The 26,096-nt window shown below is 64.1% G+C and carries 26 protein-coding genes, 1 tRNA gene and 1 pseudogene; 13 read left to right on the top strand and 15 right to left on the bottom strand.

The window, feature by feature from the left end; all coding sequences use genetic code 11:
- Positions 1-24 precede the first annotated feature (24 nt).
- The 4 genes and pseudogenes from dinB to GSQ79_RS13225 all read right to left on the bottom strand — a co-directional run.
- Positions 25-894, bottom strand: a pseudogene (gene dinB / locus GSQ79_RS13235) (DNA polymerase IV); the annotation flags it as partial.
- 1 nt (position 895) lies between these two features.
- Positions 896-1,018: a hypothetical protein gene (locus GSQ79_RS30060; RefSeq protein ID WP_256379021.1), complete on the bottom strand. Its 123-nt coding sequence runs from the start codon at positions 1,016-1,018 to the stop codon at positions 896-898.
- 157 nt (positions 1,019-1,175) lie between these two features.
- Entirely contained in the window at positions 1,176-2,054 is an 879-nt protein-coding gene (locus GSQ79_RS13230) for a glycosyltransferase family 2 protein (protein ID WP_158809176.1), read from the bottom strand.
- Between the two features lie 423 nt (positions 2,055-2,477).
- The gene (locus tag GSQ79_RS13225) at positions 2,478-3,254 is read right to left on the bottom strand and encodes a lytic transglycosylase domain-containing protein (protein ID WP_246725315.1); all 777 of its coding nucleotides are present in this window, start codon (positions 3,252-3,254) and stop codon (positions 2,478-2,480) included.
- Between the two features lie 403 nt (positions 3,255-3,657).
- On the opposite strand from GSQ79_RS13225, the gene GSQ79_RS13220 reads away from it, so the two are divergent.
- Positions 3,658-3,954, top strand: a complete 297-nt coding sequence (locus tag GSQ79_RS13220; protein WP_158809174.1) for a hypothetical protein — start codon at positions 3,658-3,660, stop codon at positions 3,952-3,954.
- 16 nt (positions 3,955-3,970) lie between these two features.
- Here GSQ79_RS13220 and GSQ79_RS13215 read toward each other — a convergent pair.
- A tRNA-Arg gene (locus GSQ79_RS13215) sits at positions 3,971-4,047 on the bottom strand.
- A gap of 126 nt (positions 4,048-4,173) precedes the next feature.
- Between GSQ79_RS13215 and GSQ79_RS13210 the strand changes: the two genes are divergently transcribed.
- The 3 genes from GSQ79_RS13210 (at position 4,174) to GSQ79_RS13200 (ending at position 7,584) form a co-directional block, all read left to right on the top strand.
- Positions 4,174-5,043 (top strand): hypothetical protein, encoded by an 870-nt coding sequence (locus GSQ79_RS13210; RefSeq protein WP_158809173.1) that lies wholly within the window; start codon positions 4,174-4,176, stop codon positions 5,041-5,043.
- 7 nt (positions 5,044-5,050) lie between these two features.
- On the top strand, positions 5,051-6,538 hold the full coding sequence (locus GSQ79_RS13205; RefSeq protein WP_158809192.1) for a M48 family metalloprotease: 1,488 nt from the start codon (positions 5,051-5,053) through the stop codon (positions 6,536-6,538).
- 149 nt (positions 6,539-6,687) lie between these two features.
- On the top strand, positions 6,688-7,584 hold the full coding sequence (locus GSQ79_RS13200; protein ID WP_158809172.1) for an RNA polymerase factor sigma-32: 897 nt from the start codon (positions 6,688-6,690) through the stop codon (positions 7,582-7,584).
- 71 nt (positions 7,585-7,655) lie between these two features.
- Here GSQ79_RS13200 and GSQ79_RS13195 read toward each other — a convergent pair whose 3' ends face one another.
- Positions 7,656-8,336: a CarD family transcriptional regulator gene (locus tag GSQ79_RS13195; RefSeq protein WP_368669943.1), complete on the bottom strand. Its 681-nt coding sequence runs from the start codon at positions 8,334-8,336 to the stop codon at positions 7,656-7,658.
- A 31-nt stretch (positions 8,337-8,367) separates the two neighbouring features.
- Between GSQ79_RS13195 and GSQ79_RS30335 the strand changes: the two genes are divergently transcribed.
- Positions 8,368-8,787 (top strand): hypothetical protein, encoded by a 420-nt coding sequence (locus GSQ79_RS30335; RefSeq protein WP_368669942.1) that lies wholly within the window; start codon positions 8,368-8,370, stop codon positions 8,785-8,787.
- Positions 8,788-9,050: 263 nt separating this feature from the next.
- Here GSQ79_RS30335 and fdxA read toward each other — a convergent pair whose 3' ends face one another.
- The 6 genes from fdxA to GSQ79_RS13165 all read right to left on the bottom strand — a co-directional run bounded on the left by fdxA (position 9,051) and on the right by GSQ79_RS13165 (position 14,622).
- Entirely contained in the window at positions 9,051-9,386 is a 336-nt protein-coding gene (fdxA, locus tag GSQ79_RS13190; RefSeq protein WP_158809170.1) for a ferredoxin FdxA, read from the bottom strand.
- A gap of 173 nt (positions 9,387-9,559) precedes the next feature.
- A complete protein-coding gene (locus GSQ79_RS13185) occupies positions 9,560-9,862 on the bottom strand; it encodes an RNA-binding S4 domain-containing protein (protein WP_158809169.1) in 303 nt (100 codons plus the stop codon).
- 69 nt (positions 9,863-9,931) lie between these two features.
- A complete protein-coding gene (locus GSQ79_RS13180; protein ID WP_158809168.1) occupies positions 9,932-11,227 on the bottom strand; it encodes a GNAT family N-acetyltransferase in 1,296 nt (431 codons plus the stop codon).
- Between the two features lie 180 nt (positions 11,228-11,407).
- Positions 11,408-12,529 carry a GTP-binding protein gene (locus tag GSQ79_RS13175; RefSeq protein WP_158809167.1) on the bottom strand — a complete coding sequence of 374 codons (1,122 nt, stop codon included), beginning with the start codon at positions 12,527-12,529 and terminating at the stop codon, positions 11,408-11,410.
- 10 nt (positions 12,530-12,539) lie between these two features.
- Positions 12,540-14,114, bottom strand: a complete 1,575-nt coding sequence (locus GSQ79_RS13170; protein ID WP_158809166.1) for a D-alanyl-D-alanine carboxypeptidase family protein — start codon at positions 14,112-14,114, stop codon at positions 12,540-12,542.
- Positions 14,115-14,313: 199 nt separating this feature from the next.
- On the bottom strand, positions 14,314-14,622 hold the full coding sequence (locus GSQ79_RS13165; protein ID WP_158809165.1) for a BolA family transcriptional regulator: 309 nt from the start codon (positions 14,620-14,622) through the stop codon (positions 14,314-14,316).
- Positions 14,623-14,828: 206 nt separating this feature from the next.
- On the opposite strand from GSQ79_RS13165, the gene GSQ79_RS13160 reads away from it, so the two are divergent.
- The 6 genes from GSQ79_RS13160 (at position 14,829) to GSQ79_RS13135 (ending at position 20,447) form a co-directional block, all read left to right on the top strand.
- Positions 14,829-15,434 (top strand): J domain-containing protein, encoded by a 606-nt coding sequence (locus GSQ79_RS13160; RefSeq protein WP_158809164.1) that lies wholly within the window; start codon positions 14,829-14,831, stop codon positions 15,432-15,434.
- An 82-nt stretch (positions 15,435-15,516) separates the two neighbouring features.
- Entirely contained in the window at positions 15,517-16,512 is a 996-nt protein-coding gene (cobS, locus tag GSQ79_RS13155) for a cobaltochelatase subunit CobS (RefSeq protein WP_158809163.1), read from the top strand.
- A 16-nt stretch (positions 16,513-16,528) separates the two neighbouring features.
- Positions 16,529-16,990: a DUF29 domain-containing protein gene (locus GSQ79_RS29530; RefSeq protein WP_158809162.1), complete on the top strand. Its 462-nt coding sequence runs from the start codon at positions 16,529-16,531 to the stop codon at positions 16,988-16,990.
- Positions 16,991-17,000: 10 nt separating this feature from the next.
- Positions 17,001-18,911 carry a cobaltochelatase subunit CobT gene (cobT, locus tag GSQ79_RS13145; RefSeq protein WP_174243209.1) on the top strand — a complete coding sequence of 637 codons (1,911 nt, stop codon included), beginning with the start codon at positions 17,001-17,003 and terminating at the stop codon, positions 18,909-18,911.
- Positions 18,912-19,088: 177 nt separating this feature from the next.
- On the top strand, positions 19,089-20,096 hold the full coding sequence (locus tag GSQ79_RS13140) for a catalase family protein (RefSeq protein ID WP_246725314.1): 1,008 nt from the start codon (positions 19,089-19,091) through the stop codon (positions 20,094-20,096).
- 201 nt (positions 20,097-20,297) lie between these two features.
- Positions 20,298-20,447, top strand: a complete 150-nt coding sequence (locus tag GSQ79_RS13135; protein WP_158809159.1) for a hypothetical protein — start codon at positions 20,298-20,300, stop codon at positions 20,445-20,447.
- 42 nt (positions 20,448-20,489) lie between these two features.
- On the opposite strand, the gene rho is transcribed toward GSQ79_RS13135, so the two are convergent.
- Positions 20,490-21,827: a transcription termination factor Rho gene (gene rho, locus GSQ79_RS13130; RefSeq protein WP_246725309.1), complete on the bottom strand. Its 1,338-nt coding sequence runs from the start codon at positions 21,825-21,827 to the stop codon at positions 20,490-20,492.
- Between the two features lie 298 nt (positions 21,828-22,125).
- Here rho and GSQ79_RS13125 point away from each other — a divergent pair, with 298 nt between their 5' ends.
- Positions 22,126-22,665 (top strand): response regulator, encoded by a 540-nt coding sequence (locus tag GSQ79_RS13125; protein WP_158809158.1) that lies wholly within the window; start codon positions 22,126-22,128, stop codon positions 22,663-22,665.
- Entirely contained in the window at positions 22,665-23,348 is a 684-nt protein-coding gene (locus GSQ79_RS13120; protein ID WP_158809157.1) for an alpha-ketoglutarate-dependent dioxygenase AlkB, read from the top strand. Before GSQ79_RS13125 ends, GSQ79_RS13120 begins: the two co-directional genes overlap by 1 nt.
- Here GSQ79_RS13120 and GSQ79_RS13115 read toward each other — a convergent pair.
- Together GSQ79_RS13115 and GSQ79_RS13110 are read right to left on the bottom strand one after the other, a co-directional pair.
- A complete protein-coding gene (locus GSQ79_RS13115; protein WP_158809156.1) occupies positions 23,345-25,246 on the bottom strand; it encodes an AMP-binding protein in 1,902 nt (633 codons plus the stop codon). The two genes, GSQ79_RS13120 and GSQ79_RS13115, sit on opposite strands and share 4 nt — an antisense overlap.
- 106 nt (positions 25,247-25,352) lie before the next feature.
- On the bottom strand, positions 25,353-26,096 hold a 744-nt coding region (locus tag GSQ79_RS13110; protein WP_305764619.1), incomplete at its 5' end, for a glycosyltransferase.

Genomic DNA, 26,096 nt, shown 5'->3' with positions numbered 1-26,096 from the left:
CGTCACGGTCCGGCCGCGGGCTCATGTGGTCTCGCAATGGCGCCAGACCTTGTCGACGATCGGCTGCAGGGCGTTTCGCATCGGTTCGTAATCGCGGAGGTCGGCCGCAAACGTATTCTCGGCGCCGATGGATTTGCGGATACGGTCCGCACGCACCGCCCGATAATCGATCCCCCTCGCGATGCCGTAGAAGTAGTTGCCGGATTTGCCGAAGTGCTGCTGCAGGAAAGCCAGGGGCTTTGTCTTGAGATCGGCGCCCGACGTGATGCCAAGTCGGTGCATCTTCGCCTCGGTGGCAGCCCCGACGCCGTGGAATCGGCCGATCGGCAGCGCCTCGACGAACGCCGGACCCATGCGCGGCGTGATGACGTACTGACCATCGGGCTTGCGGTGGTCCGAGGCGAGCTTCGCCAGAAACTTGTTGTAGGAGATCCCAGCCGAGGCGGTGAGCCCGGTTTCGGCGCGGATCTTCGCGCGGATGGCGAGGGCGATATCCGTCGCCAGCGGTATCTCCTGGATGTTCTCGGTCACGTCGAGATAGGCCTCGTCGAGCGACAGCGGCTCGATCACTGCGGTGTGCTCGGCGATGATTTCGCGGATCTGCAGCGATACCGCCTTATAGACCTCGAAGCGCGGTTTCACGAAAACGAGGTCCGGGCATTTGCGCCGGGCGGTGACCGACGGCATCGCGGAGCGGACACCGAAAACGCGGGCCTCATAGCTTGCGGCGGCCACAACGCCGCGTTCACGGGAACCGCCGACGGCGACCGGCCTGCCACGCAACGAAGGGTCGTCGCGTTGTTCGACGGATGCGTAGAATGCGTCCATGTCGACATGGATCACCTTGCGCTGTTTCGCGTCCGGATCGGCCGCCGTCGGGTCCTGCTGTTCCACGTCAGGCCGCTGCGGGCAGCGTGTCGGCGTCACGGACGGTGCTGAAGGTGTCGATAATCTCCGCGTCCGAGAACGCGCCTGGCGATGGATCGCCGGTCCGCGAATCACAGGTCACCGCGGCCATGGCTGATCTCCTTCTTGCGCGGTCACCACCGGGCGATGGTCGCGTGCGGCTCCATGTTCGTTATTTGTTCTAGAACCGTCCGGCGGCCGTGTCCATCATCGTCGGCTCAGCCGCGGTGCGAGTTCAATTACTTCGAAAGCCAGCGACCGCGCTTCAATCAGAGCGTCAGGATTCTCTGCGGGGAGGACCGGCCGATGATCAGGTCGCGAAGCCCGTACAGATTGCCGGCGAGACGGCCGCGGCGATCGATGTAGGCCTCGTTGTTGCGCACCGCGCCGACGACGTTAGCCGCAAGATTTTCGGCCGCCTTCCGCACGCACGGCCACAGCGGCAAGGTGCCCTTGCGGACCAGATAGGCCTGGTTTGCGATCTGGGAATAGCCGAAGCGCCTGCCGGAGACCCGCCCGGTCTTGGTGGCCAGATGGACGCCGATCATCGCGCTCGATTTGCGGACGTCGCCGAACGCCGCGGCCTGGCGGGAAAAGTCGACGTCCTCGGCCCAGGCATAAAGCGGCAGATGTTCGTCGAACCAGCAGCCGGTGCCGCGGAGCGTGGCCCAGCGCAGCGCCATGTTGCAGCCATAGGCCGTGAAAATGGGCCCGTCGGTTGCCGGCCCGGCGGCATGGGCGGCGAGGATGGCGCGCGCCTCGGCAACGCTGTAACCGGGGCCGACGACGCCGTCCGCGATCACCGTGCCCGTCGCGACGACGCAGTCGGGCCGCGCGGCGAACAGAGCCCGCATGGCGGCCACATAAGTCGGCGCGGCGAAAAAATCGTCATCGATGAACAGGATGATGTCGACGGCGTCTGCCGCGCGCAAAAGTGTGTTGCGTTGCGCCGCTAGGCCCGGCGCCCCACGCACAATCTCTACGGCGAATCCCAGCGCCTCGAGCGAGGAACGATCAATATCACCGTCCTTCGCCGGGCACACCAGAACCCGATCGACAGCCGAAGTCTGCCCGCCGATGTGACGCAGCGCCTCCGTTACGGTATCCGGCCGCCCCGTCGTTGCGACGCATACAGCAATCGTTGCCATGCACATTGCCCCCACAGCGCTATAATTTTCGTTTGCGATACTTAAATCCAGAAGACCGCAAGTTTCCACCCACCGCGTAGTATTGCAGGCTCCCTTTACTTTGAGGAGTCGCGCTGACGATTAATCGGCATATGCTCGTATCGTGGTTAAAGTATCTCGACTGGGTGGTCGGCATTTCGGGGACGTCGCGCGGCCCGTACCAGCGAACGGCCTCGGCTTGACGCAGATGTGATCGATACAGAGGGGGTCGGCTCACACAGATCGCCGCGGACCAGCCGAGATTGCAGCCTGCTGAAAATTTAACAGAGGTCTAACCGCGTTGGAGCGCGCCCTTGGCGATCACTCCACACAACGAGACTACGCAGTCCGTCCACGAACCGCGCGTCCGTTTTATGCCGCACGTCCTACGCCGACGTCAGCCTCTTACCGATCTGCATCGATCTTCTGGCCGACGATCGCGATCGCCTGCTCGTAAACCGTCGCGGCGTTCCACGCCTGAATAGCCGCGAAGTTGGGCTGCCCCTGCTGATAGCCGGCGCCCGCTTGCCAGCCGTGAGCCTTCAGGAAATTCGCCGTCGACCGAAGCGCATTGGCAGAATTATCGAGATTGCCACCGACGCCATATTCGAGGACCGTCTTTGGTAGAAATTGCGTCTGCCCGATCTCGCCATGCATCGACCCGCGCGCGCCCGGCGCCAGCACACCACTTTCGATGAGTTTGAGCGCGGCGTTCAGTTGGTCGGTAAAATAGGCTGACCGACGACAGTCATAGGCGAGCGTGGCGACGGCCGAAAGCGCGTCCTGGTTGCCGCGAATAGCGCCGAAACCGGTCTCCATGCCCCAGATGGCAAGAAGCGGACCTGGCGGAACACCGTAGCGCTGCTCGATAGAATCGAAGAGCGCCGCCTGAGAGCGCCTCAAGGCGCGCCCGCGGGACGCAATCACATTGCCGCCGCGTCGCGCGAGAAAAGCTTCGAGGGAGACGTGGAAGCCGTGCTGGCCGCGATCGGCCCCAATGGTCGCAAAATTGTAATGCGTGCCGTCGAGCGCGGCGATCGCCGTCGCCCCGAACCTGCCACGCGCCTCTTCGGAAAACTGGCGCTTCCAGGTCTCGAAGCCGCTCACCCCATTGCCGCAGGACGCGGCGGCCACAAGCTGCGTCGAGCCAAGCAAAGCGGCCGCAATCGCGACGATGTGCATCCAGGACCGTTTCATCGCCACCTCTTTGTCAACCATCGCTCAGGGCATTCCAAGATCTGCATCCGCTGTCAATGGACCGTTAGCCCGAAGCTGCAGATCTTGGGACGCGTAGAACCCGTAGGGTAAAACAAGGACGCGGCCTTGGTCATCGTCTAGGGATGCGCGTGCAAGAATTCGTACCGGCAGCAGATGCAGGATCGCACCCCCGCCAGCATTCTCGAAAGTCCGACGTTACTTTACAGCGCCTGCCGTTGCACCAGCTCCGGCATCCGTCGCGCCAGCGGCGCTCCCGGCCGGCCCAGCGCCAGCGGCGCCGCTTCCGCTCATCCGAGAGCCCGAACCGCTCATCGAATGGCCGGTCACCATGCTGGAGGAACTGCCTGTATGAGTGCCTGCGGCTCCCATGTGGGCACCGGATGTCGCAGCATTGCCGCCAGCCGCGTCCTGCGCGAAAGCGATTGAGCCAGAAAGAAGCAAAGCGGTCGTGCCGATCGCCAGCATCGATTTCGAAATTTTCATTGAGACGTTCTCCTGTGAGACCCGCCAACCGGTCGAAGCCGGTTTGGTTGCGACACACGGGCGTGACGAGACGGGCGCCTCCGTGGGCCTTGCTGCGACCGCGATCATATCGGGCTACGATTTCGACCGCTGGTCCAACAGAGGGTGCCGAGCAAATGATCACCGCACGAAAACCAGCTGACCGCAGCGCTAGCGGTTGGTGTCCCGGACTGGATTCGAACCAGTGGCCTACGGTTTAGGAAACCGTTGCTCTATCCTGCTGAGCTACCGGGACCGCTGCTGGGTCGCGCTCGCGAAACCTGGAAGAACCGAAGCTTCATGACGCGCGCGTTCCTGTATCATAGCGGCGGGCTTTGAGCCAGATGGGTGAACCCGGGGGCGCTCGGTGAGGATGCTGGTGATGACGTCCGAAATATGCTGCATGCGTCCTCTGCTCGCCGCAGCGCTTCTCGCCGGTCCGCTCGCGATGCCGATCGCCACGCCGGCCGACGAGGCTTGCTCCGGCGTCGGCATGGAGGCTGTCGTCGTGGCAGGAGTCGAACCGCGGCTCGAGCTTCGGTTGCGCGACGGGCGCCTGCTTCGGCTAGCTGGCCTCGACCCCGTTCTCTCGACGCCGACAGTTCCCGATCGCGACGAACAGGCGCGCGAAGCCTTTGCCGCATCGGTCGCCGGACGCACGATCCGAATTCGCTCCCTTTCGACCCAGCCGGATCGCTGGGGTCGCATCGTCGTCCTGGCCTTCGCGGCAAACGATCCGGTCGGCGAGCAGTCCGGCGGCCTGGCCGGCGCCGCGATCGCGGCAGGGCTCGGGCGCTATCTTGCGGAACCGGCGGCCCGCGGCTGTCGGTCACACTTCGTAGCCGCGGAAGAGCAGGCCCGCACGGCGACGCTTGGCCTCTGGGCCGATCCGTATTATGGCCTGCTCGCCGCCGACGATCGGGCCGGATTTGCCGAGCGGGCCGGCACGCTCGTCATAGCCGAGGGGCGTGTGGTTTCCGTGCAGACCGATTCCTTTCGCACCAAGCTGATTCTTGCCCCTCGTGGGAATGGTTCACACGGTAGTCAGACTCTGTATGCCAGTGTACTGCCCCGTATGATGAAAAGCTTCGAGGCCAACGGCGTGCATCTTTCCTCCCTGACCGGCCGCACCCTCCGTCTGCGTGGGCTTCTCGATACCCGCTTCGGACCCCAAATAGAGCTTCTGACCCCGGACGCTCTCGACGTGATCGACGTCGACTCGACCGCGGCGACCGCCGTTGGGTCGGAGTGAGGGATTGATGGTGGGATCGGCGGCACTATCCAGGCTCAGGGCGGAAGCCGCGCGCGCGCTTCTGGCTGCGGCCGTCGTCGCCTCGCTTGCCGGCTGTGCGGCGATGGATTCGCAAGGCGATCCGGCCGTGCCGATCGAAGCGCCGGCTGCGGCGCCGCACGTCCTCGTCGAAAGCGCGTCGTCGGCCGAGCACAAGCGAATGGTCGCGCTGTTCGGCGGCGAATACAAGGACGCGGCGGCCGAACGCTATCTGAACGGCGTGCTCGCGAAATTCGCCGACGCGATCGACGACGAGAACCGGACGTACCGGATCACCATTCTTAACTCGCCGATCGTCAATGCCTTTGCGCTTCCGTCCGGCGACCTGTTCGTTACCCGCGGGCTGCTGGCGCTGGCCAACGACGGCTCGGAAGTGGCGGCGGTCATGGCGCATGAGATCGCCCATGTCACCAAGCGCCATGCCTTGGCTCGCGCCGAGCAGGAAAAGCGCGCCGCGGTCATCAGCAAGGCGGCGATGGTGATCCAGAACCGCCAGCGCGGCGAAGAGGTCGAGGCCACGGCGAAATTGTCCATCGCCGGCTTCTCGCGCCAGCAGGAGCTCGAAGCCGACGAGACCGGCATCAAGACGATCGCACGAGCCGGTTTCGATCCCTACGGCGCCAGCCGGTTCCTCGCCTCGCTCGGGCGATCGAGCGCGCTGCGCGCGTCGCTGATCGGCCAGAACGCGAGCTCCGCCAAACCCGACATTCTCGCGACGCACCCGTCAACGCCGGAACGCGTCGCCCAGGCGGTGAAGGTCGCCCGCAGCATCGCCGCGCCGGATGTCGGCACGAGCGACCGCGACGCCTATCTCAGCGCCATCGACCTGATGATGTTCGGCGACGATCCGTCCGAAGGCACCATCCGCGGCCGCAAGTTCGTCCAGCCGCGGCTCGGCTTTTCCTTCGTCGCACCGGATGGGTTCGTGTTGGAGAACTCGACCCAGGCGGTTCTCGGCGTGAAGGAAGGTGGTGCGGAGGCGCTGCGCCTCGACAGCGTCGCCGTTCCCGGAACGACGTCACTGGAAACCTATGTCGCGTCGGGTTGGATCGATGGGCTGGTGGCCAGTTCGGTGGCGACGATCGACGTCAATGGCATGGCTGCGATCACCGCGACCGCGCGCGCCGGGGAGTGGAATTTTCGCCTGGCCGTCATCCGCTTCAGCGGGTCCGAGGTCTATCGGCTGATCTTCGCCACCCACGCGCTCGACCCCGGTCGCGAAAAGCAGTTCCGCGCCGCGATCGACTCGTTCCGCAAGATCGATCCCGATGAAGCCGGCAGGGTCCAGCCGCTTCGCATCGGCCTCCTCACGGCGAAAGCCGGCGATACCGCCGCCTCCGTTTCGGCCCGCATGGTCGTGCCGGACAAGCCTTTGGAAACCTTCGAGTTGCTCAACGGGTTGGAAAGTGCCGGGCCGCTGAAAGTCGGGCAGCGCTACAAGCTCGTCGTCGAATAAAAGCCCGTTAAGCTTTCCCGTTAGTCAGCGGAACCGAAGCCGGGGATCCGCTGTTCCATCTCGCACCTGCTCGGACGGTCCGGATGCGCGGCACTGCCGTGCGGCGCCTGCTGATTCGAGCCTTTGGTGCCGGAGATGTGGGAGAGAACATGGCTCAGCTGATCGGCGTCGGGCAGCACCTCATCAAGGCCGCGATGGCCGCCCCTTTTCTGGAACGCAACGACGAGCACGATCTGGCGGTGCGCTGGAAGGACGACAACGACGAGCATGCCCTCCACGAGCTGGCGGAAGCGCATATGCGTCTGGTTATCGCCCTCGCGGTGAAGTTTCGCCATTACGGGCTTCCCGTCGCCGACCTGATCCAGGAAGGCCATGTCGGTCTCCTTGAGGCTGCAGCCCGCTTCGACCCCGAGCGCGAGGCGCGGTTCTCGACGTATGCCACGTGGTGGATCCGCGCTTCGATGCAGGATTATATCCTGCGAAACTGGTCGATCGTCCGCGGCGGGACAAGCTCGACGCAGAAGGCTCTCTTCTTCAATCTCCGGCGTCTGCGCGCGAAACTGTCGATGGGCGGCGAACCGCGCAGCAATGCCATCCTCTACGGCGAGATCGCCAAGGCGCTGGGCGTCAAGCGCGCCGATGTCGAGCTCATGGACACGCGCCTCTCCGGTCCGGATGTTTCGCTCAATGCACCGATCGGTGACAACGACGCATCGTCTGCGCCGTCGGATCGCATGGATTTCCTGGTCGACGGCCAGCCGCTCCCCGACGAAACGGTGGGGCTGGAGATCGACACGACGCGGCGGGTCGAGTGGCTCAAGGACGCGATGACCAAGCTGTCCGACCGCGAATACAATATCCTGCGCGAGCGTCGCCTGAGCGAGGAAGCCGTGACGCTCGAGGCTCTCGGATCACAACTCGGGATTTCGAAAGAGCGCGTACGGCAGATCGAGAGCCGCGCGATGGAAAAGCTGAGGGCAGCCTTGGCGGCTAAACTCACGGCAGAAGGTCTTTCGCAGCGCGCCCTCGAAGGCCTGCGCGCCTGACCCTATTTTAAAACGAAAAATGCCCCCGTTCATCACGGGGGCATTTTTTGTTGGAGACTTGAAGCGCTCGCTTATGCCGCTTCGACAATGCCTTCGGCAGCGCCGTCCTCAGCGTCGTCCGCATCGGATTCGTCGACTTCTTCCGCCTTGACGCGGCGCGGGCCCTTCTGCAGCTGATCGTCGATGACCTTCAGCGCTTCCTGGTCCGTCAGTTTCTGTACGACGGCAATCTCACGCGCCATACGGTCGAGCGCGGCTTCGTAGAGCTGACGCTCCGAGTAGGACTGCTCGGGCTGCGCGTCGGAGCGATAGAGATCACGAACCACCTCAGCGATCGACACGAGGTCGCCCGAGTTGATCTTGGCCTCATACTCCTGGGCACGGCGCGACCACATCGTCCGCTTGACCCGGGCGCGTCCCATCAGCGTGTCGAGCGCCCGCTTGACGACGGGAGGCTCGGCGAGCTTGCGCATCCCGACGCTGACGACCTTGGGGGTCGGCACCTTCAGGATCATCTTGTCCTTGGCAAAGCTGATGACGAACAGCTCGAGCTTATAGCCGGCAACTTCCTGCTCTTCGATCGCCGTAATCTGGCCAACGCCGTGGGCGGGATAGACGATATATTCGAGTGTCTTGAAGCCCTGGCGATTGCCGACGACCTTGGCGACCTTCGCCGGCTCAGCCTTGGCGACCTCGGCCGATGCTGACACGACGTCGCTCTCGATCGTCTTCTTCAGTTTTCTGTCCGACACGTCGACCATACCTTTCCCAACTTGATTCTGTTTGACCGATGCCGACGTTGCCGTCGGCTCCGATACTTTTTTCGCGTCCGAGACGACCTTTGGAGCTGCCCTTTCGGGCTGCCCTTCAGCCGACTGTGTCGTAGCCGCCGATGCCTCGAGCTTCATGTCGATCGGTGGTTTTTTCGACTTGGCTTGCGACGCCACGGTCTTTACTGATGTCCTCAATAGCGACTCATCAGAGGTCGAAGCTCCGGAAGCGATCGGCTTGGTCTTTGCTGACATGAGGCGACGTACTCCTGGGCGCCCGCTTTGGAGACGGGCAGACTGGGTCTTTCATCACGCGGGCAAGCGTGATGCAATTCGCTGCTCGAAAGTCGGGCCGCAAATTAAAACCGCGACGGCTGTCGCGGCAGGTTCGAATGATCAGACTGGCTTAAAGCAACTGTGCTGCCCATCATGAGTGACAGGCGCAGGACCAGAAACTTGAAATCGATCTTAGATCGGCGAACTGTTAACAGTCACCTACCACAGAAATGCATGAAAATCAAAAAAAACAGAAGAGCGCTCTGACGCAAGGCGATCAATAGTTAACGCTATCGGGACGCTCTCGCGAGGTTTTGAACGGACCTGGGACCAAACAATGCTCGGGCGCCCAGCGATCATCAAAAATTACTTGGACATGCCTCGCACGAGTGCAATCACGCGCTGCCAATCCCGCTCTGGTCAGTCGCCTTCGCCGGGCTTGTCGGAGAACATCGCAAGCTTGCCGTCCTTGCCGTCAAAGTCTTTCGCCTCAGGCAACGCGTCGCGCTTTTTGGTGATGTTGGGCCAGGACTTGGCCATATCCAGGTTGAGCTTCAACCAGGCATCCAGCCCCTTCGCCGTATCCGGCTTGATAGCCTCGGCCGGACATTCCGGCTCGCAAACGCCGCAGTCGATGCATTCGTCGGGATGAATGACGAGCATGTTCTCGCCCTCGTAAAAACAGTCGACCGGGCAGACTTCGACGCAGTCGGTGTATTTGCACTTGATGCAGTTCTCGACCACCACGTACGTCATATTTACGATCCTCTCCGGCCATCGCGCCGGGCTGAGACAAGGAAGCACCTTCCGAAAAGGAAAGATCCATTCTTTCGAAGGCGCTGCCCAGCAGATTGATAAAGGGCAGTTAGATCCGGCCGGTTCGGTTTGCTAATCGCTTCACCCGAGCAAGGCAAGATGAGCCTTACGATTCACGCTGTCGCGTGCCGCTCTGCCGACGGGATCTGACCCGCCGTCAGATCCTCGTAGAGCTGACGCGCCTGCTCGAAAGGCCCCCGTTTGTCACCGCCATCGACGATCTTCAGAACGCGAACCTGACGCTCGAGCGCGATCGTCAACACGTCGCCGGGCTGAACAAGCCGTGCCGGCACGTTGATGCGCGTGCCGTTGAGCCGGACATGCCCATCGCAGACCAAGCGCGTCGCCAGCGTTCGTGATTTAACCACGCGGGCAAACCACAACCATTTATCGAGCCGCTGCCGGCCTTGATCCATGCGCCGCCTTTCGCAATTAGGTCCGATCAGGAAGACGATTTTATATAAATCAGAAGTGCCGCTCCGTTTTCAATGCCAACGCCTGCGCCATTGCACCGCGGCTTTCAACGCGCGCTTGGCGAGCGCCCGGAGACGCCGTCGGATTGTCTCGGCCTGCACCGCACGGCTGAACGAACGTGAGGTTTTGTCTGTCACACCGGCACTCTTGGTCGGCCGGAGTTCGATCAGAAGATCCGCCACGGCCATGCGATCGGGCCAGATCCGATCGATCATCGGGTGATCCGGTACGGCGCAGGAGTCGGTCAGGCTGAATCCCGACTCTTTGCCCTGAACCTGGGTGAGATCGAGCGCGAACTGAACGCCCGGCGAGAGCGAGGCGAAGCGCTCATTATAGGTGGTCTTCCAGAAATGGGCGCGCGTGCCGGCCATCACCAGGATGCCCATCGCCACCGGAACGCCATCGACTTCGAGGCTGTCGATACGGCAGCGCGCCTCATATCCCATCAGCCGCGTCATCGTTCGCGTGAACGTCGCCAGTGTGGGATCGGCGAGAAGGGCCGAGCCGCGGCGCCCCTTCCAGCCCCCCGCCTCAAGGGCCATGAACCGCTCCGCAGCCCGCCGGATCTCCGTCGGCGTTCGCGCGCTATGGTACGTCAAGCGACCCGACTCACCGAGGCGGCGACGCTGGCGGCGCAGTTCCTTGCGGCGCTTTGCCGACTGGATCGCGACGACCACCGACGGATCGACGGTCAGCGAAAGGTTCGGTTCGGCGTGCATCAGGATGGCTCGCTCGCGCCCATCGAGCATTGCGATGGCCCGACCAAGCGAGGCGCTCTGCGCGCGTAGCAGACCACAGAAGGGGCCGTCGACAGGGACCTCCGACAGCACGAGAGCAGGACTGCGATGATTGTCCGCGATCCATGAGAGCATGGCCTCCAAAGCCTCGGCGCCGCGGAGGCTGTCGAGCAGCGGCGTGCCGAGCGTCACCTGCTGATGGTGAAAGCCGCGGGCGAGCCGCCAGCCGCTTTGCGGAAGGTGGATGGGAAGAAGTCCGACCAGCCGGCCGAACGAGGTGGGCCCGTCGTCCTCCCACACGAGGAGAAAGTCGGGCCGTGTCTCGAAACGGACATGCTGCAGGAGCGGAAGCGCGAAGGCCGGATCGAGAAAGACATTGGGTTCGAGCGCGCGGGTGAGGAGGTCGCTCCACGCCGGCTGGAATCCGAGCATGGCCCGCGCGGTGACCCGTTCGACATGGATCGCCACCTGCGGTGCGCAATAATGCTGCGCACCCGCGCCATCGGGGCCGGATGAATCGCGTGAAGACCTCTCTTCGTCGATTATCCGTTGCTCCGGCGCAGGTGCCACGAACCACCTCTCACGCCGTGCCGGGTTGGCAAAGCTCTGTATCGAAATCGAACGCACAACCGTTCCGTCCTTGGCCGCCCTGTGACGCGCACAAGATGCGCGCCAGAGCCTGACGTTTCGTTGCGGAACAGAAGAGAATGGCGGACAGGGTTAACGAGGCGAGCGAGCCGGAGCGCCGCCTCAGGCAAGCAACCCACCCGGCGCAGGGGCTAGCGGATTGTTCATCAGGGCGGCGCGATCGGCACGATCGACGGCCGGTTCGCCAACGGCCGCCTTCCAAAGCCCCTCCACGAAGGCGGGTTCGAGGTCTCTAAGGATGAACACCATGCGCGTCGTATGATCCGCGTCCGGCCAGGCCGTAAGCCGTTGCGGCTCGTGCATCACGTGCTGGACGCCATGGGCCACAAGGGGACGATCGGGATCGTCGTCCAGCGCGATAAGTCCCTTGAACCGCAACAGTTTCGGTCCGTGCGCCGAGCGCAGCAGTTCGAGAAACAGCGACACGGCCATCGGCGGCACAGGGTGCGGATAACGTAGACAGACCGCTCGGATCTGCTCGTCGTGCCGATTGACGTCGTGATGATGATGACCGTGATGCTGCGCCGCCTCGACCGCTTCGGCGGCGAGCCAAGTCGCAGCGTCCGTCCCGCGCGCCGCCGGGTCATACGACAGGCCCTCGATCAGACGCGCCCCGGTCGCCTCGCCAGCCGCAGCATCAAAAATCGGCGCGCCGGGATTGAGACGGGAGAGACGAGCCTTCAGAGTCGCGAGAGCGCCGTGGTCCATCACGAGATCCGTCTTAGTCACCACCAGCCGATCCGCCATCGCGACCTGCTTCACGGCCTCCATCTGGGCGTCGAGGCTCACCTCGGCGACCAAGGCATCGACCACGGTCACGACGGCCTGCAAGCGAAATCGCATCCGCAAATAGGGATGCGTCATGATCGTATGCAGGACCGGAGCCGGATCGGCCAACCCCGTTGTCTCGACGATGACGCGCTTGAATTGTGACATGCGATTGTTGTCGCGGCGGCGGAGAGCGTCTTCCAGGGCCGAGACGAGATCACCCCGGATGCTGCAGCACAGGCATCCCGAGGCCATCACCAGCATGTCGCCCTCGACCCGCTCGACGAGCAGGTGATCGAGGCCGATCTCGCCAAATTCGTTGATCAGGACAAGCGTGTCTGCAAGGGCAGGGTCGCGCAGCAGCTGATTCAGCAGCGTGGTCTTGCCGGCGCCGAGGAAGCCGGTGAGGACGACGAGATCGAAAGGCGGCGGCGGCCGTCTCGCTTCGCCGGTCATGGGTTCCTCGTCATTCGGTGGCGCTGTCTTTCGCCTTGGACGCAACCGGCTTTGCGGTCGCGGCCTTCGACTTCGTGGCGGCCTTGGCGACTGGCCGCTTTGGGGGAAGCGCCGTCTTGGTCTTGGATGCCTTGCTGTCGTCGTCAGTGTCGCCAGCGGCTTCGGCACGGGCATGTTTGACGCCCGTGGCCGGAGCCGCCGCCTTCTTCGCACCGGGCTTGTCGGCACGGTCTTCGTCCATCACCTTCGTGACCGGCGCCTCGGCAGAAGCCTTGAGAGTGCGCGCTTTTTGCGGGCGCGACGCCTTCATCATCCGGCCCCGGCCCTTAAGCGGAAGGGCCGTCGCATCGACGCCGAGCGGCATGCCGACCAGACCGGTGGCGGTCAGCGGCGGCGCGTAGGCGATCGCCGCCGTCGGATCCGGTTCGGTCCCGATCGGGGAATGGGGCGGCCGCGCCTGGGCGACAAGGCCGGCATAGCCCGGCTCCGCTCCGACGTGGACCGGCACCGGCTCGAAGGCCGCCGGGTGGATCGAATTAATGACCGTTGCCATGACCATGGGGCGCGGCGTGGCGGAGGCACTGTTGAACATGAAGGCACCACCCGGTGGCGTCAGCCCTGGCGGGGACGCCGCCATCAACGGCGCATCAAGCTGCTCGATCTCGCTGTTGAACGCGGTAATGAGACGGGCGCGGTTGCGGCAGACCTGGTCGCGCATGTCGGGCGGCTCGCTCGCCGCCGAAGCCGGAAGAGCCACGATTGACGCAATTGGGCGATCGATCCCGGCAAAGCCCCGATCGAACAGGGCGGCAGCCTTGGCGGTGCGCGCGGCGACGGTCGGCGCGCCCATGATCACAGTGACGAGACGCCGCCCATCCTTGTAGGCGCTGGCGACTACGTTGAATCCGGCGGAACAGGTGAAGCCGGTCTTCATCCCGTCGACGCCGGGATAGCGGCCGAGCAGGTTATTGTGATTGACGATGATTTCCGTGCCGAGTTCCAGGGCGCCCAGATTGAACAATGGGGCTTCCTCGGGAAAGGTCAGATACAGCGCGCGGGCGATGAGCGCCATGTCTCGCGCCGAGGAAACATGGCCTGCCGCCGGCAGACCGTTCGGATTGACGAAATGGCTCTCATGCAGGCCAAGCGTCGCGGCCTGTTCGTTCATGTCCTCGGCGAAAGCCTCGACCGACCCGGATATGCCCTCGGCCACGGTTATGGCGAGATCGTTGGCGGACTTCACCATGAGCATCTTCAGAGCATTGCCCAGGGTGACCTGGGTCCCCGGTGCAAATCCCATGTGGGACGGCGGCATCGCCGCGGCACGCGCCGACACGACCAGCGGCGTATCGAGCGAAATCCTGTGCGCGCGCACGGCGTTCAGCGCGACATAGACCGTCATCAACTTGGTGAGTGAAGCCGGGTACCAGGGCTGGGTCGCCTGATTTTGATAAAGCACGTCACCGGTCGTAACATCCATCACCAGGGCGGGCGTTGCGCCAGCTGAGACCGTCGCGGTAACGAGCGTCGCGGTCGCCAGGGTCAACGATAGAAGACGGGTTCGGACGTCAGAGATTCGACGCATCAAGCGGTCCCAGTGGGCGAGCGGGGCAGGCCCTCAACCCGGCAAGTGTACCCGAGGCCGAGGCATTCGGAAAGCCGGGCGGATCGCGACCGTCTCGCTGACGTGTTGATCTAAAACGAAGCCCGGGCGTCGATGACACCCGGGCTTCGTGTATTGCGCTGCGGTATGGCGCTTTCAAGGCTCCCGGAAGGGACCAGTGCTACACTTCGCCGGGAGCGCGAGCGTCGATCGCAATCGCATGGACGCCGTCGACGCCCATTTCGGGGGCCAGCGCCGTGTTGATCGCCCGGTGTCGTTCGATCCGGCTCTTGCCTTCGAAAGCCTGAGAAACCACTTTGATCTGGAAGTGCGTGCCGCCGACGCCCCCTGCGGTTCCGGCCCGGGACACGACGTGGGCGTGGCCCGCATGCTTGTAGGACTCATCGATGACTTCGAGACGGATCGGGGCAAGCGCGTGTTCCAGCGCTTGCGTGATACGCTGCGCCACGTCATGTCCTTGTTCGCTCATGTTATCCTCCGCAGTGTTGGTTTCCCCCAACATGGCGCGGGCCTCGCGTCACACCGGCGGTTCGATCACGATCGCACCGTAAAACTTTATTGGAGCCAGCGGGGGCTATATCCGTTAGCCCAACCGCGTGTCCTTTGATCCCAGCGGCAGCTTTACGCGCTCCTCGTGCTTGCAGCCAGTCGAAACACCCCCATAATGACCGAGCCATGAACCTCAATTCCCGCCTTTTCGACAGCATCAGGGTGAAGCCCGCCCGCAAGAACGCGCCTGCGAAGACGACGCAGGTGCCCTGCGACTATCCGGGCTGCGCCCTGAGCGGCGAATTCAAAGCGCCGCAGGGGCGCGATCGCGAAGGGCAGTTCTTCTGCTTCTGCCTGGAGCACGTGCGCGAGTACAACGCGACCTACAACTACTTCAACGGGATGAGCGCCGACGATGTCGCGGTCTATCAGCGCGACGCGCTGACCGGCCACAGGCCGACCTGGACGATGGGCGCAAATCGTGCCGCCAAGGGGTTTCGCGAGGACGGCGACGACGTCAACGTCAAGGATCCGCTCGGCATGTTTCGTGCTCGCGAGCATGGCGATGCGCGCAGCCAGGTTCGTCGCCCGAAGATCGGCGTCGCCGCTGTGAAGGCGCTGGACCAGATGGGGCTCGACGATACCGCCGACAAAAACGCCGTGAAGGCGCGCTACAAGGAGCTGGTCAAGCAGCTGCATCCGGACGCCAATGGCGGCGACCGATCCAGCGAAGGCCGGCTCCAGGACATTATCCGCGCCTATAATTATCTGAAGACCGTCAAACTCGCCTGACGGCTGGCACCAGCCTGGCGACATCACTCAACCGACGCGCGGCCCCTGACCCGCCGTGCCGGCCTTAGGGAATGGACCTTTGATGCAAAGCGTAAATCACGAGGGCCGCCTCGCCGGAATGCCGGACATGAAAGTGTCCGTCCGTCAGGTCTTCGGCATCGATAGCGATATGGAAGCCCCGGCCTATTCCACGACGGAAGAGCACGTTCCCGACCTCGATCCTGACTATTTGTTCGATCGCGACACGACGCTTGCGATCCTTGCCGGCTTCGCCAAGAATCGCCGTGTGATGGTCACCGGCTACCACGGCACCGGCAAATCGACGCATATCGAACAGGTCGCGGCGCGGCTCAACTGGCCGTGCATCCGCATCAACCTCGACAGCCATGTCTCGCGCGTCGATCTCGTCGGCAAGGACGCGATCGTCCTGAAGGACGGCAAGCAGGTCACGGAATTTAAGGACGGCATCCTGCCGTGGGCTCTGCAGAACAACATCGCGCTCTGCTTCGATGAATATGACGCCGGGCGTCCGGACGTGATGTTCGTCATCCAGCGCGTTCTGGAAGTCGCCGGCCGCCTGACCCTGCTCGACCAGAGTCGCGTCATCCGCCCGCATCCGGCGTTCCGGCTGTTCTCGACGACAAACACGATCGGTCTCGGCGATACGTCCGGCCTTTATCACGGCACCCAGCAGATCAACCAGGGCCAGATGGATCGCTGGTCGATCGTCGCGACGCTGAACTACCTGCCGCACGACCGCGAAGTCGATATCGTGCTCGCCAAGGTCCAAAGCTTCCGCGAGGCCAAAGGCGGCCGCGACACGATCTCCAAGATGGTCCGCGTCGCCGACCTGACCCGCAACGCCTTCGTCGCCGGCGACCTCTCCACGGTGATGAGCCCGCGGACGGTAATCACCTGGGCCGAAAACACCGAAATCTTCAGCGACGTCGGCTTCGCCTTCCGCCTGACGTTCCTGAACAAGTGCGATGAGCTTGAGCGCACGCTGGTCGCCGAGTTCTACCAACGCTGCTTCGGGCAGGAGCTGCCAGAGAGCGCGATCAACGTCGTGATGAGCTGAGGTTTCGGAGGTCTCTATGACCAAAACGATCGATACGCCTAAGGTCTCGCCGCCGCCGGCAGACCTCTATCAGTGGTCGATCGAACAGGCCTCCCATCTTCGCGCCGGTCGTCTCGATCTCGTCGATATTCTGAATGTGGCGGATGAGATCAGCGACGTGGGCCATTCCGAATACGATAAGCTCGAGCGCGCGTTAGCGGTGCTTTTGCAGCACATGTTGAAGTGGGACCTGCAGGCAGAGCGGCGGTCCCGCAGTTGGGAGACAACCATCGAAGAGCAGCGCGCCAGGACGGTAAAGCAGCTAAAACGCAACCCGAGCCTCAAGTCCAAGTTGGACGACATCTTGGTCGATGCCTTCGCGACTGCGAGGCGCAGCGCCTACAGCGAGACGGGTCTTCCGAAAAAGCTATTCCCTGACGCGTGTCCTTATAGCTGGAGCGACGTCATGGACCGTCGCTTCACGCTCGATCACGATTGAGAATAATCCTTTGAGCACCAACCACAAACCGTCGAGCAAGCCGGAAGCGCCGCAGGAGCCGTTCAAGCGGGCGATAGCGGGCTGCATGCGGGCATTGGCGAAGGCGCCCGATCTTGAGGTCAGCTACGCGCCCGAACGCCCGAGCCTGATCCGCGCGTCCGATGGACCGAAGGCACGGCTCCCTGAGCCGGCGCGCAAGTTGGACAAGCGCGAGGCGGCGATCCTCCGCGGCCATGCCGATGCGATGGCGCTGCGGCTCGCTTGCCACGACAGCGACGTCCATCGCCGGCTGATGCCGCAGACGCAGACCGGCCGCGCCTGTTTCGACGCGATCGAACAGGCGCGCGTCGAAGCGATCGGCGCGCGGCGGATGCAGGGCGTCTCCGACAATCTCGGCGCCATGCTCGACGACCGGTTTACCCGCGCCCGATTTCCCGAGGTGACCAACCGCGCCGATGCGCCGCTCGAAGACGCGTTGGCGATGATGGTGCGCGAACGGCTGACCGGCGTTGCGCCGCCGAAGAGCGGGGCGCCCGTCGTCGATCTGTGGCGGCCGTGGATCGAGGAGCGCATCGGTGCCGATCTCGACAAGCTCGGCACGACGATCGAGAACCAGAAAGCTTTCGCGCAATTCGTCCACAAGCTGCTCGCCGCTCTCGACATGGGCGAGGAGGCCAATAGCGACACCGAAGACAGCGAAGACGACAGCGAGGACAATTCCGAGAGCGAAGGCGAGCAGGACGAGGAACGCCAGGGCGACGCGGAGCGATCCGATGACGGCTTGCAAAGCGAAAAAGCCGAAGCCTCGAGCGAGGAGCTCGACGAGACCGCGATGGACTCGGCTGAGGCCCCGAGCGGGGAGGTCGACGAGGAAGCCGCATCCTCCGACGCGGAGACCGCCTCGGACGCCAACCGCGCGCCGAGCGCCGGCCGCAACGAGGTTCGCGGACCGGACTACAAGGCCTTTACCCGCAAGAGCGACGAGATCATCGCCGCCGAAGACCTGTGCGACCCCGAGGAGCTCGAGCGGCTGCGCGCCTTTCTCGACAAGCAGCTGCAGAACCTCTCCGCCATCGTCGCGCGCCTCGCCAACCGGCTGCAGCGGCGGCTGATGGCGCAGCAGAACCGCTCCTGGGAGTTCGACCTGGAAGAGGGCATGCTCGACCCGTCGCGCCTGCCGCGCATCATCATCGATCCGCAGCAGCCGCTGTCGTTCAAGCGCGAGAAGGACACCGATTTCCGCGACACGGTGGTCACGCTGCTGCTCGACAATTCCGGTTCGATGCGCGGGCGGCCTATCACCGTGGCCGCAACTTGCGCCGACATTCTGGCGCGGACCTTGGAGCGTTGCGGCGTGAAGGTCGAAATCTTGGGCTTCACCACCCGCGCCTGGAAGGGCGGCCTGGCGCGGGAAGCGTGGCTGCAGGCCGGCAAGCCGGCCTCGCCCGGCCGGCTCAACGACCTCCGCCACATCATCTACAAATCCGCGGACGCGCCCTGGCGCCGCGCGCGCAAGAATCTTGGGCTGATGATGCGCGAGGGGCTGCTCAAGGAGAACATCGACGGCGAGGCGCTGGACTGGGCGCACAAGCGCCTGCTGGCGCGGCCGGAGCAGCGCCGCATCCTGATGATGATCTCCGACGGCGCGCCGGTCGACGACTCGACGCTTTCGGTCAACCCGGGAAATTATCTCGAGCGGCACCTGCGCTATATCATCGACGAGATCGAGAACCGCTCGCCGGTCGAGCTGATCGCCATCGGCATCGGCCACGACGTGACCCGCTACTATCGTCGCGCCGTGACCATCGTCGATGCCGAAGAACTCGGCGGCGCGATGACGGAAAAGCTGGCAGAGCTGTTCAGCGAGACGTCGAAGGAACCGTCCGCGCCGCGCGGTGTCCGGAAGAAGGCCCTGCACTAAACGGCCGGGACGACGAAACCAACGGTGGAAGCAGGCGTATCTCTTCCAACGCTTTCGTGATCCGTGCGAGGAGTTCTCATGCCGGCCAGCCCGTCCAACCCGCCGCTTCGCTACGATCCGTCGTTCGAGCATGTCGCCGAGGACGAAGCGCAGGTGATCGTCGACCTGACGGCGACGATGCGCACGATCAACCAGAAGACCTTCGACGACTTCGGACACGCCAACCGCAGCGTCCATGCCAAGGCGCATGCGCTTCTGACCGGCACGATGACGGTGCTCGACGGCCTGCCTGAGGCGCTGGCGCAAGGCGTCTTCGCCAAGCCTGCCACCCACCCGATCATCATGCGCATTTCGACGAACCCCGGCGACATTCTGGACGATCACGTGTCCGTCCCACGCGGGCTGGCGCTGAAGATCGTCGGCGTCGAGGGCGCGCGGCTGCCCGGCTCCGAGACCCTGACGTCGCAGGATTTCGTGATGATCAACGCGCCGGCCTTTTCGGCCCCGGACGCCAAGGGGTTTCTGAAAGTCGTCAAGCTGCTGGCCGGCACGACGGACAAGGGCGAGGGGCTGAAGCGAGCGCTGTCCGCCGTGCTGCGCGGCGCGGAAAGCGCCGTCGAGGCGTTGGGCGGCAAGAGCGGAACATTGATCGCGCTCGGCGGCCATCCACTGACCAATCCCGCCGGCGAGACGTTCTATACCCAGGTGCCGCTGCGGCACGGCCCGTATATGGCGAAGCTGTCGCTGGCGCCGGTCTCGCCCGAGTTGCTCGCGCTCACCGATGCCGAGGTCGATCTCAAGGACAAGCCGAACGGGCTTCGCGATGCGCTGGTCGTCTTCTTCGCGACGCATCGCGGTGAGTGGGAGTTGCGCGTGCAACTCGCGACCGATCGCGAAACGATGCCGATCGAGGACGCCTCAAAAGTCTGGCCGGAAGATCAGAGCCCTTATGTCGCCGTGGCGCGGATCACCGTGGTGCCGCAGTCCGCCTACGACGAGGCACGGCATCAGGTCCTGGACGAGGCGATCGCCTTCAGCCCCTGGCACGGGATCGAGGCCCACCGCCCGCTCGGCTCGGTGATGCGCGCCCGGAAGCCCGCCTATGAAATGTCATCGGGATTTCGCGCCGAACACAACAAGTGCCCGATCCACGATCCCAAAAGCGCGGCGGACATCGGCGTTTAGGCGCGGCGTCGCGCCGCGGGCTGTGTCCGGACGGCAGGGATGCCGTCCAGATGGCGCCGGGCTAGCCTATGCTGAGGTGGGAGCGGAACGTTTTTGAAACATAGATCGAAGCAACACGGCTGGCGCATCCTGCTCGCATCGGCATGTTTGGCCATCACGCTGGTCCCGGCTCACGCCGCTGACGAGGCGTGCAAAAGACAGATGAGCAATCACATCAAGGTCTGCGCCGAGGCGTGCCGGGATCGGGCGCTGGCGGCGACCGACATCAAGGATCCGAACAACAACATCCTGTTCGGCTGCATCAAGATCTGCGCGCAGAACATGGCGCTGCAGATGCAGGTCTGTCAGTAGTCCGGGCGCTGTCTCCAACGCCCGGGCGGTTTCTTGGGCAGATTACGTGTTCATCGACTCGAAGAAGGTCGCGTTGCCCTTGGGAGTTTCGCGTAGCTTGCCGAGCAGGAACTCGACGCCGTCGACGGTGCCCATCGGGTTGAGGATGCGGCGCAGCACGTACATCTTCTTGAGGATGTCGGCCGGGACCAGCAGCTCTTCCTTGCGGGTGCCGGAGCGGGTGATGTCGAGCGCCGGGAAGGTGCGCTTGTCCGCGACCTTGCGGTCGAGGATGATTTCCGAGTTGCCGGTGCCCTTGAACTCTTCGAAGATCACTTCGTCCATGCGCGAGCCGGTATCGATCAGCGCCGTGGCTATAATGGTCAGCGAGCCGCCTTCCTCGATGTTGCGGGCGGCACCGAAGAAGCGCTTGGGGCGCTGCAGGGCGTTGGCGTCGACACCGCCGGTCAGCACCTTGCCGGACGACGGGACAGTCGTGTTGTAGGCGCGGCCGAGGCGGGTGATCGAGTCGAGCAGGATGACGACGTCGCGGCCGTGTTCGACCAGGCGCTTGGCCTTCTCGATGACCATTTCGGCCACCGCGACGTGGCGCGTCGCCGGCTCGTCGAAGGTCGAGGAGACCACTTCGCCCTTCACCGAACGCTGCATGTCGGTGACTTCTTCCGGACGCTCGTCGATCAACAGAACGATGAGGTATGCCGTCGGGTGGTTGGCCGAGATCGACTGCGCGATGTTCTGCAGAAGCACGGTCTTGCCGGTGCGCGGCGGGGCGACGATCAAGGCGCGCTGGCCGAAGCCGATCGGCGCGACGATGTCGATGACGCGATTGGAGAGATCCTTGCGCGTCGGGTCTTCGATCTCCAGCTTGAGCCGGCGATCGGGATAGAGCGGCGTCAGGTTGTCGAAGTTGACCTTGTGCCGGACTTTCTCGGGGTCTTCGAAATTGATCGTGTTGACCTTGAGCAGCGCGAAGTAGCGCTCGCCTTCCTTCGGGCTGCGGATCAGGCCTTCGACCGTGTCGCCGGTGCGTAGACCAAAGCGGCGGATCTGGGTCGGCGAGACGTAGATGTCGTCCGGGCCGGCGAGGTAGTTCGCATCGGCCGAGCGAAGGAAGCCGAAGCCGTCCTGCAGCACTTCGATGACGCCGAAGCCGACGATCTCGATATCGCGGCTGGCGAGCTGCTTGAGGATGGCGAACATCAACTCTTGCTTACGCATGGTCGAGGCGTTCTCGACTTCGTATTCTTCTGCGAAGGCAAGGAGTTCGGTCGGCGAACGGTCTTTCAGGTCGGCGAGCTTGATCTCGCTGACGGTGGTCGGAACGTCGACCGGGGGGAGGAGGTCGGTGGCGGGGGCGTCTGTGCTTGTGACGTCTGACATGGCGGGGCACTGTCTTTTTCGGGAGGGCCAGGGCGGCCGAGACTTCGGGATGTGAGCCGGAATACGGGGCTGAAGCGCCGCTCGCAGGCTTGACCGAATAGGAGGGAGCTTTTTCTTAAGCCCGTCACGGCGTCTTGGCAAGATGCGAGTCACGGTACGGACGGGGTGCCACGACGCGCAGACCGCACGCTTAGACCATACGAATCGCATCGCGGCGGAACGATCCCCTTGCGGGCACCGTTCTCGTCTCTTAGGGACGTATAGGCGCGGATCCGCGCCAACCTGCCAAGAGTATGCGATGTCGCATTTAGAAATATTGCTTGTCGACGACGATCCGCTGATCCGTCACGTGATCGCCGATGAACTTGAGGAAGCCGGTCACTTCGTGACTCCGGCGGTCGGTGGCGAGGCAGCACTTGAGCTGTTGCGTGACGGCGGGCCGTTCGATCTCATCCTCGTCGACTACACCATGCCCGGCATGTCCGGGGGCGAACTTGCGCGACGCGTCCTGGCGATGATGCCGGACATGAAGATGGCGATTCTCACGGGTCACAGCGAACTGCCGCCTGGCGAAGAGCCCCCGCCTTGCCCGATCATCACCAAAGGCGTGCGGATGAGCGAGATGATCAAGGCGGTCGAAGCCGCGGCCGCCGGCGAACCGCTCAAACTAGCGCATAACGCGACGGCGACGCGTCTTGATCTGCTGGTGGACCAGATGACGACTGCTCCGGCTGTCGGCGGCGTGACGAGCGCCATGCATGCGACCTACGACGCGCAGAAGGAAGAAGCCCTGCCGGACGCCTTCTCCTCCGTGCTCGACCGCATGCCGGGCAAATAATGCAGCCTGCGGCGGAGGCGACCGTCGCGGCGCGGACGCGGCATCACCTTTTATCGCTGGCGCCGGGCCTGCTCTATGTGCCCGGCTATTTCGATCGCGACGAACAGGCCGCGTTGCTCGACCAGCTTCGCGGCATCCTTGCGGATGCCCCTCTGTTTCAGCCTGTCATGCCGAAAACCGGCACGCCATTCTCGGTCCGCATGAGCAATTGCGGTCCCCTAGGTTGGGTGTCGGATCGCAACGGCTACCGCTACCAACCGATGCACCCGGTGACCGCTCGGCCATGGCCGACAATGCCTGCGCTCGCGCGCCGGGCCTGGGCCGATCTCGGGGACTATCCCGATCCGTCCGACGCCTGTCTGATCAATTATTACGATCGCGACGCGCGGATGGGCCTGCATCAGGACCGCGACGAGGAAGGCTTTGCCGCCCCCGTCGTGTCGCTGTCGCTCGGCGACACCTGCGTGTTCCGCTATGGAAGCACCGAGCGGCGCGGACCGACCAAAAGCCTGAAACTGTCGTCGGGCGATGCGATCGTGCTCGGTGGCGCGGCGCGTCTCGCTTTTCACGGCGTCGATCGCATTCTCGGCGGATCCTCGACGCTGCTTGCCGAAGGCGGCCGCTTCAATCTCACCCTCCGGCGCGTGGCGGGGGAAGTCCTCGAAGGCCTCGATCCCCGCTAAAGGCCTCTTCCGCGAAGCGCGGCGGCGATCGTATCGAGGGTCGCCGGATCTTCGATCGTTGCGGGCATTGCGTAGGCGTCATGGTCGGCGATTTTCTTCATCGTGCCGCGCAGGATCTTCCCCGACCGGGTCTTCGGCAGCCGATCGACGGCAATCGCCAGCTTGAACGAGGCGACCGGGCCAATCGCATCCCGGATCATCGATACCGCCTCCGCTTCGATCGCGCCGTGGTCCCGCATCACCCCCGCCTTCAGGACCAAGAAGCCGCAGGGCGCCTCGCCCTTGATCGCATCCTTCATGCCGATGACCGCGCATTCCGCGACGTCGGGATGGCCGGCCAGGACCTCTTCCATGCCGCCGGTGGAGAGGCGGTGCCCGGCGCAATTGATGATGTCATCGGTACGGCCGAGAATGAAGACATACCCGTCCGCGTCGATCGCACCGGAATCCGACGTGTTGTAGGAGCCGGGAAATGCCGTGAGGTAGCTGTCACGCATCCGGGCATCGTTCTTCCACAGCGTCGGCAGGCAGCCCGGCGGCATCGGCAGTTTGATAACGAGCGAGCCCATGGTGCCGGGCGGCACCGGATTGCCTGCATCGTCGAGCGCTTCCAACGCAAAACCCGGCATCGGCACGGTCGGCGAGCCCGGCTTGATCGGCAGCATGCCGAGCCCAACGGGATTGCCCGCGATGGCCCAGCCGGTCTCCGTCTGCCACCAATGGTCGATGATCGGCAGGCCGTAAGTGTCGCGCGCCCAATCGACGGTGTTGGCATCGGCCCGCTCGCCGGCAAGAAACAGTGCGCGAAGCGGCGAGGTGTTATGCTTTTCGAAGTGGACGCCGCCAGGATCGTCTTTCTTGATGGCGCGCAGCGCCGTCGGTGCGGTAAATAGCGACACCACCTTGTGCTCGGCGCAGACGCGCCAGAAGGCACCGGCATCCGGCGTACCGATTGGTTTGCCCTCATACACAAGCGTCGTCGCGCCGATCAGCAGCGGTGCATAGACGATGTAGGAATGGCCGACCACCCAGCCGACGTCCGAAGCAGTCCAGAACACTTCGCCGGGCGCGATGTCGTAGAGCCCGCGCATCGACCAGGCGAGCGCCACGAGATAACCGCCAGTGTCGCGGACGACGCCCTTCGGCACGCCGGTCGTGCCCGATGTGTAGAGGATGTAAAGCGGATCGGTCGCTTGCATTTCCACACAGCCGGCAACGCGGCCCTCGCGCTTGGCGGCGGCGACTTCATGCGCCCAATCGAGGTCGCGACCTTCAACAAGTGACGCTTCCAGCTGCAACCGTTGCAGAACTAGAACCGCATCCGGCTTGTGCGTCGCCAGTGCAATCGCCGCATCGAGAAGCGGCTTGTAAGCGATGACGCGGTTTGGCTCCAAACCGCAGGACGCAGCCAGAACCATCTTCGGCGCGGCATCGTCGATGCGGGTTGCGAGCTCCTTCGCGGCAAAGCCGCCGAACACGACGGAATGGATCGCGCCGATCCGCGCGCAGGCATACATGCCGATCAGCGCCTCGGGCACCATCGGCATATAAAGGAGCACGCGGTCGCCTTTGGTGACGCCATGCGCGACGAAAACAGCGGCAAGCGTCTCCACCTCGTGGAGCACTTCGGCATAGGTCAGGCACTTGGAAAAACCTTGGAGCGGCGAATCGTGGATGATCGCGACCTGCTGCCCGCGACCGTCCCGGACATGCCGATCGAGCAGGTTGAAGCAGGCATTCAGCGTCGCGTCGGGAAACCAGCGGCCGTGGACGCCCGCGTCGGCGTGGAAGATGCGGGCCGGTGGAGCCATCCACTCGACCGCACGGGCGGCTTCCTCCCAAAATGCTTCGGGATCAGCCTGCCAGCGCGCGTAAACCTCGGCATAGCGGCTGGCCATTCCAGCGTCCTCCCCCTGGCCGGATGACCTTGATGGCATCCTTGCGCAAGCGGGCCTATCTGGACGAACAGGGCTGCGCTTCGCAAGTCGCCCGAACGGGACGGCTTTAGAGGCCTTCGTTGGACTGGGCGCCGGCCGGCTCACCCTGATGGCGGCGGTCGTCCATCGTCATAGCGGTTCCCTTCCAGGTGAAGGAGCTGCCGGTCAGGCCGCCGATCCAGATCGCCGGCATCAGGCCATCACGCAACGCGAGGGCGATGGGCGTCTGCCAGGTCAGGGGCCAGCGGCAGACCGCCGCCATCGCCATCTCGGCGCCCCACCAGAGAAGCAGGTAGGCCGCAACGACGCTGGGGACCGACCAATCGAGGCTCGCGGCGGCACAGCCGGCGAGGAGTGTCGGGATGGCGCTGCCCGAGACGATCTCCGGCAGATATTCGGCGAGAAACGTCGCGCGGCGCAGGCGGGCCCAGCGCAGCTGGCGCCCCCATACCTCGGTAAAAGCGCGCCGCCCAAGCGGCTGCGGGGAGGGCGGCGCAAGCCGGACGCGCAGCCCGAGCCGCCGGACCATCTTGGTGGTCGCCGCATCCTCGGCGGGATCGCTGGCCAGGTCGCGCATGTTGCTGCGGTCGAGATCAGCCTTGCGGTAGAACAGGGTTTTGCCCTGAGCGAACCCCATCCCGAGGGCATCAACGGCATACTGCCAGCGCGCTTCGTAGGTGTTGAGGAAGCCGCACTCGAGGTGGCTCCACAACCCATCCGCCATGCAGCCAGCAGGCGGCGCAGAGACGGTGCCGGTGTCCGTGCGCCACGTCGCCATCAGCTGGCGCACGAAGCCCGGTGGCATCAGGAC

The sequence above is a fragment of the Beijerinckia sp. L45 genome (assembly GCF_009765775.1).
Taxonomy (GTDB): Bacteria; Pseudomonadota; Alphaproteobacteria; order Rhizobiales; family Beijerinckiaceae; genus RH-AL1.
This window is presented reverse-complemented; position numbering and strand designations above follow the sequence as displayed.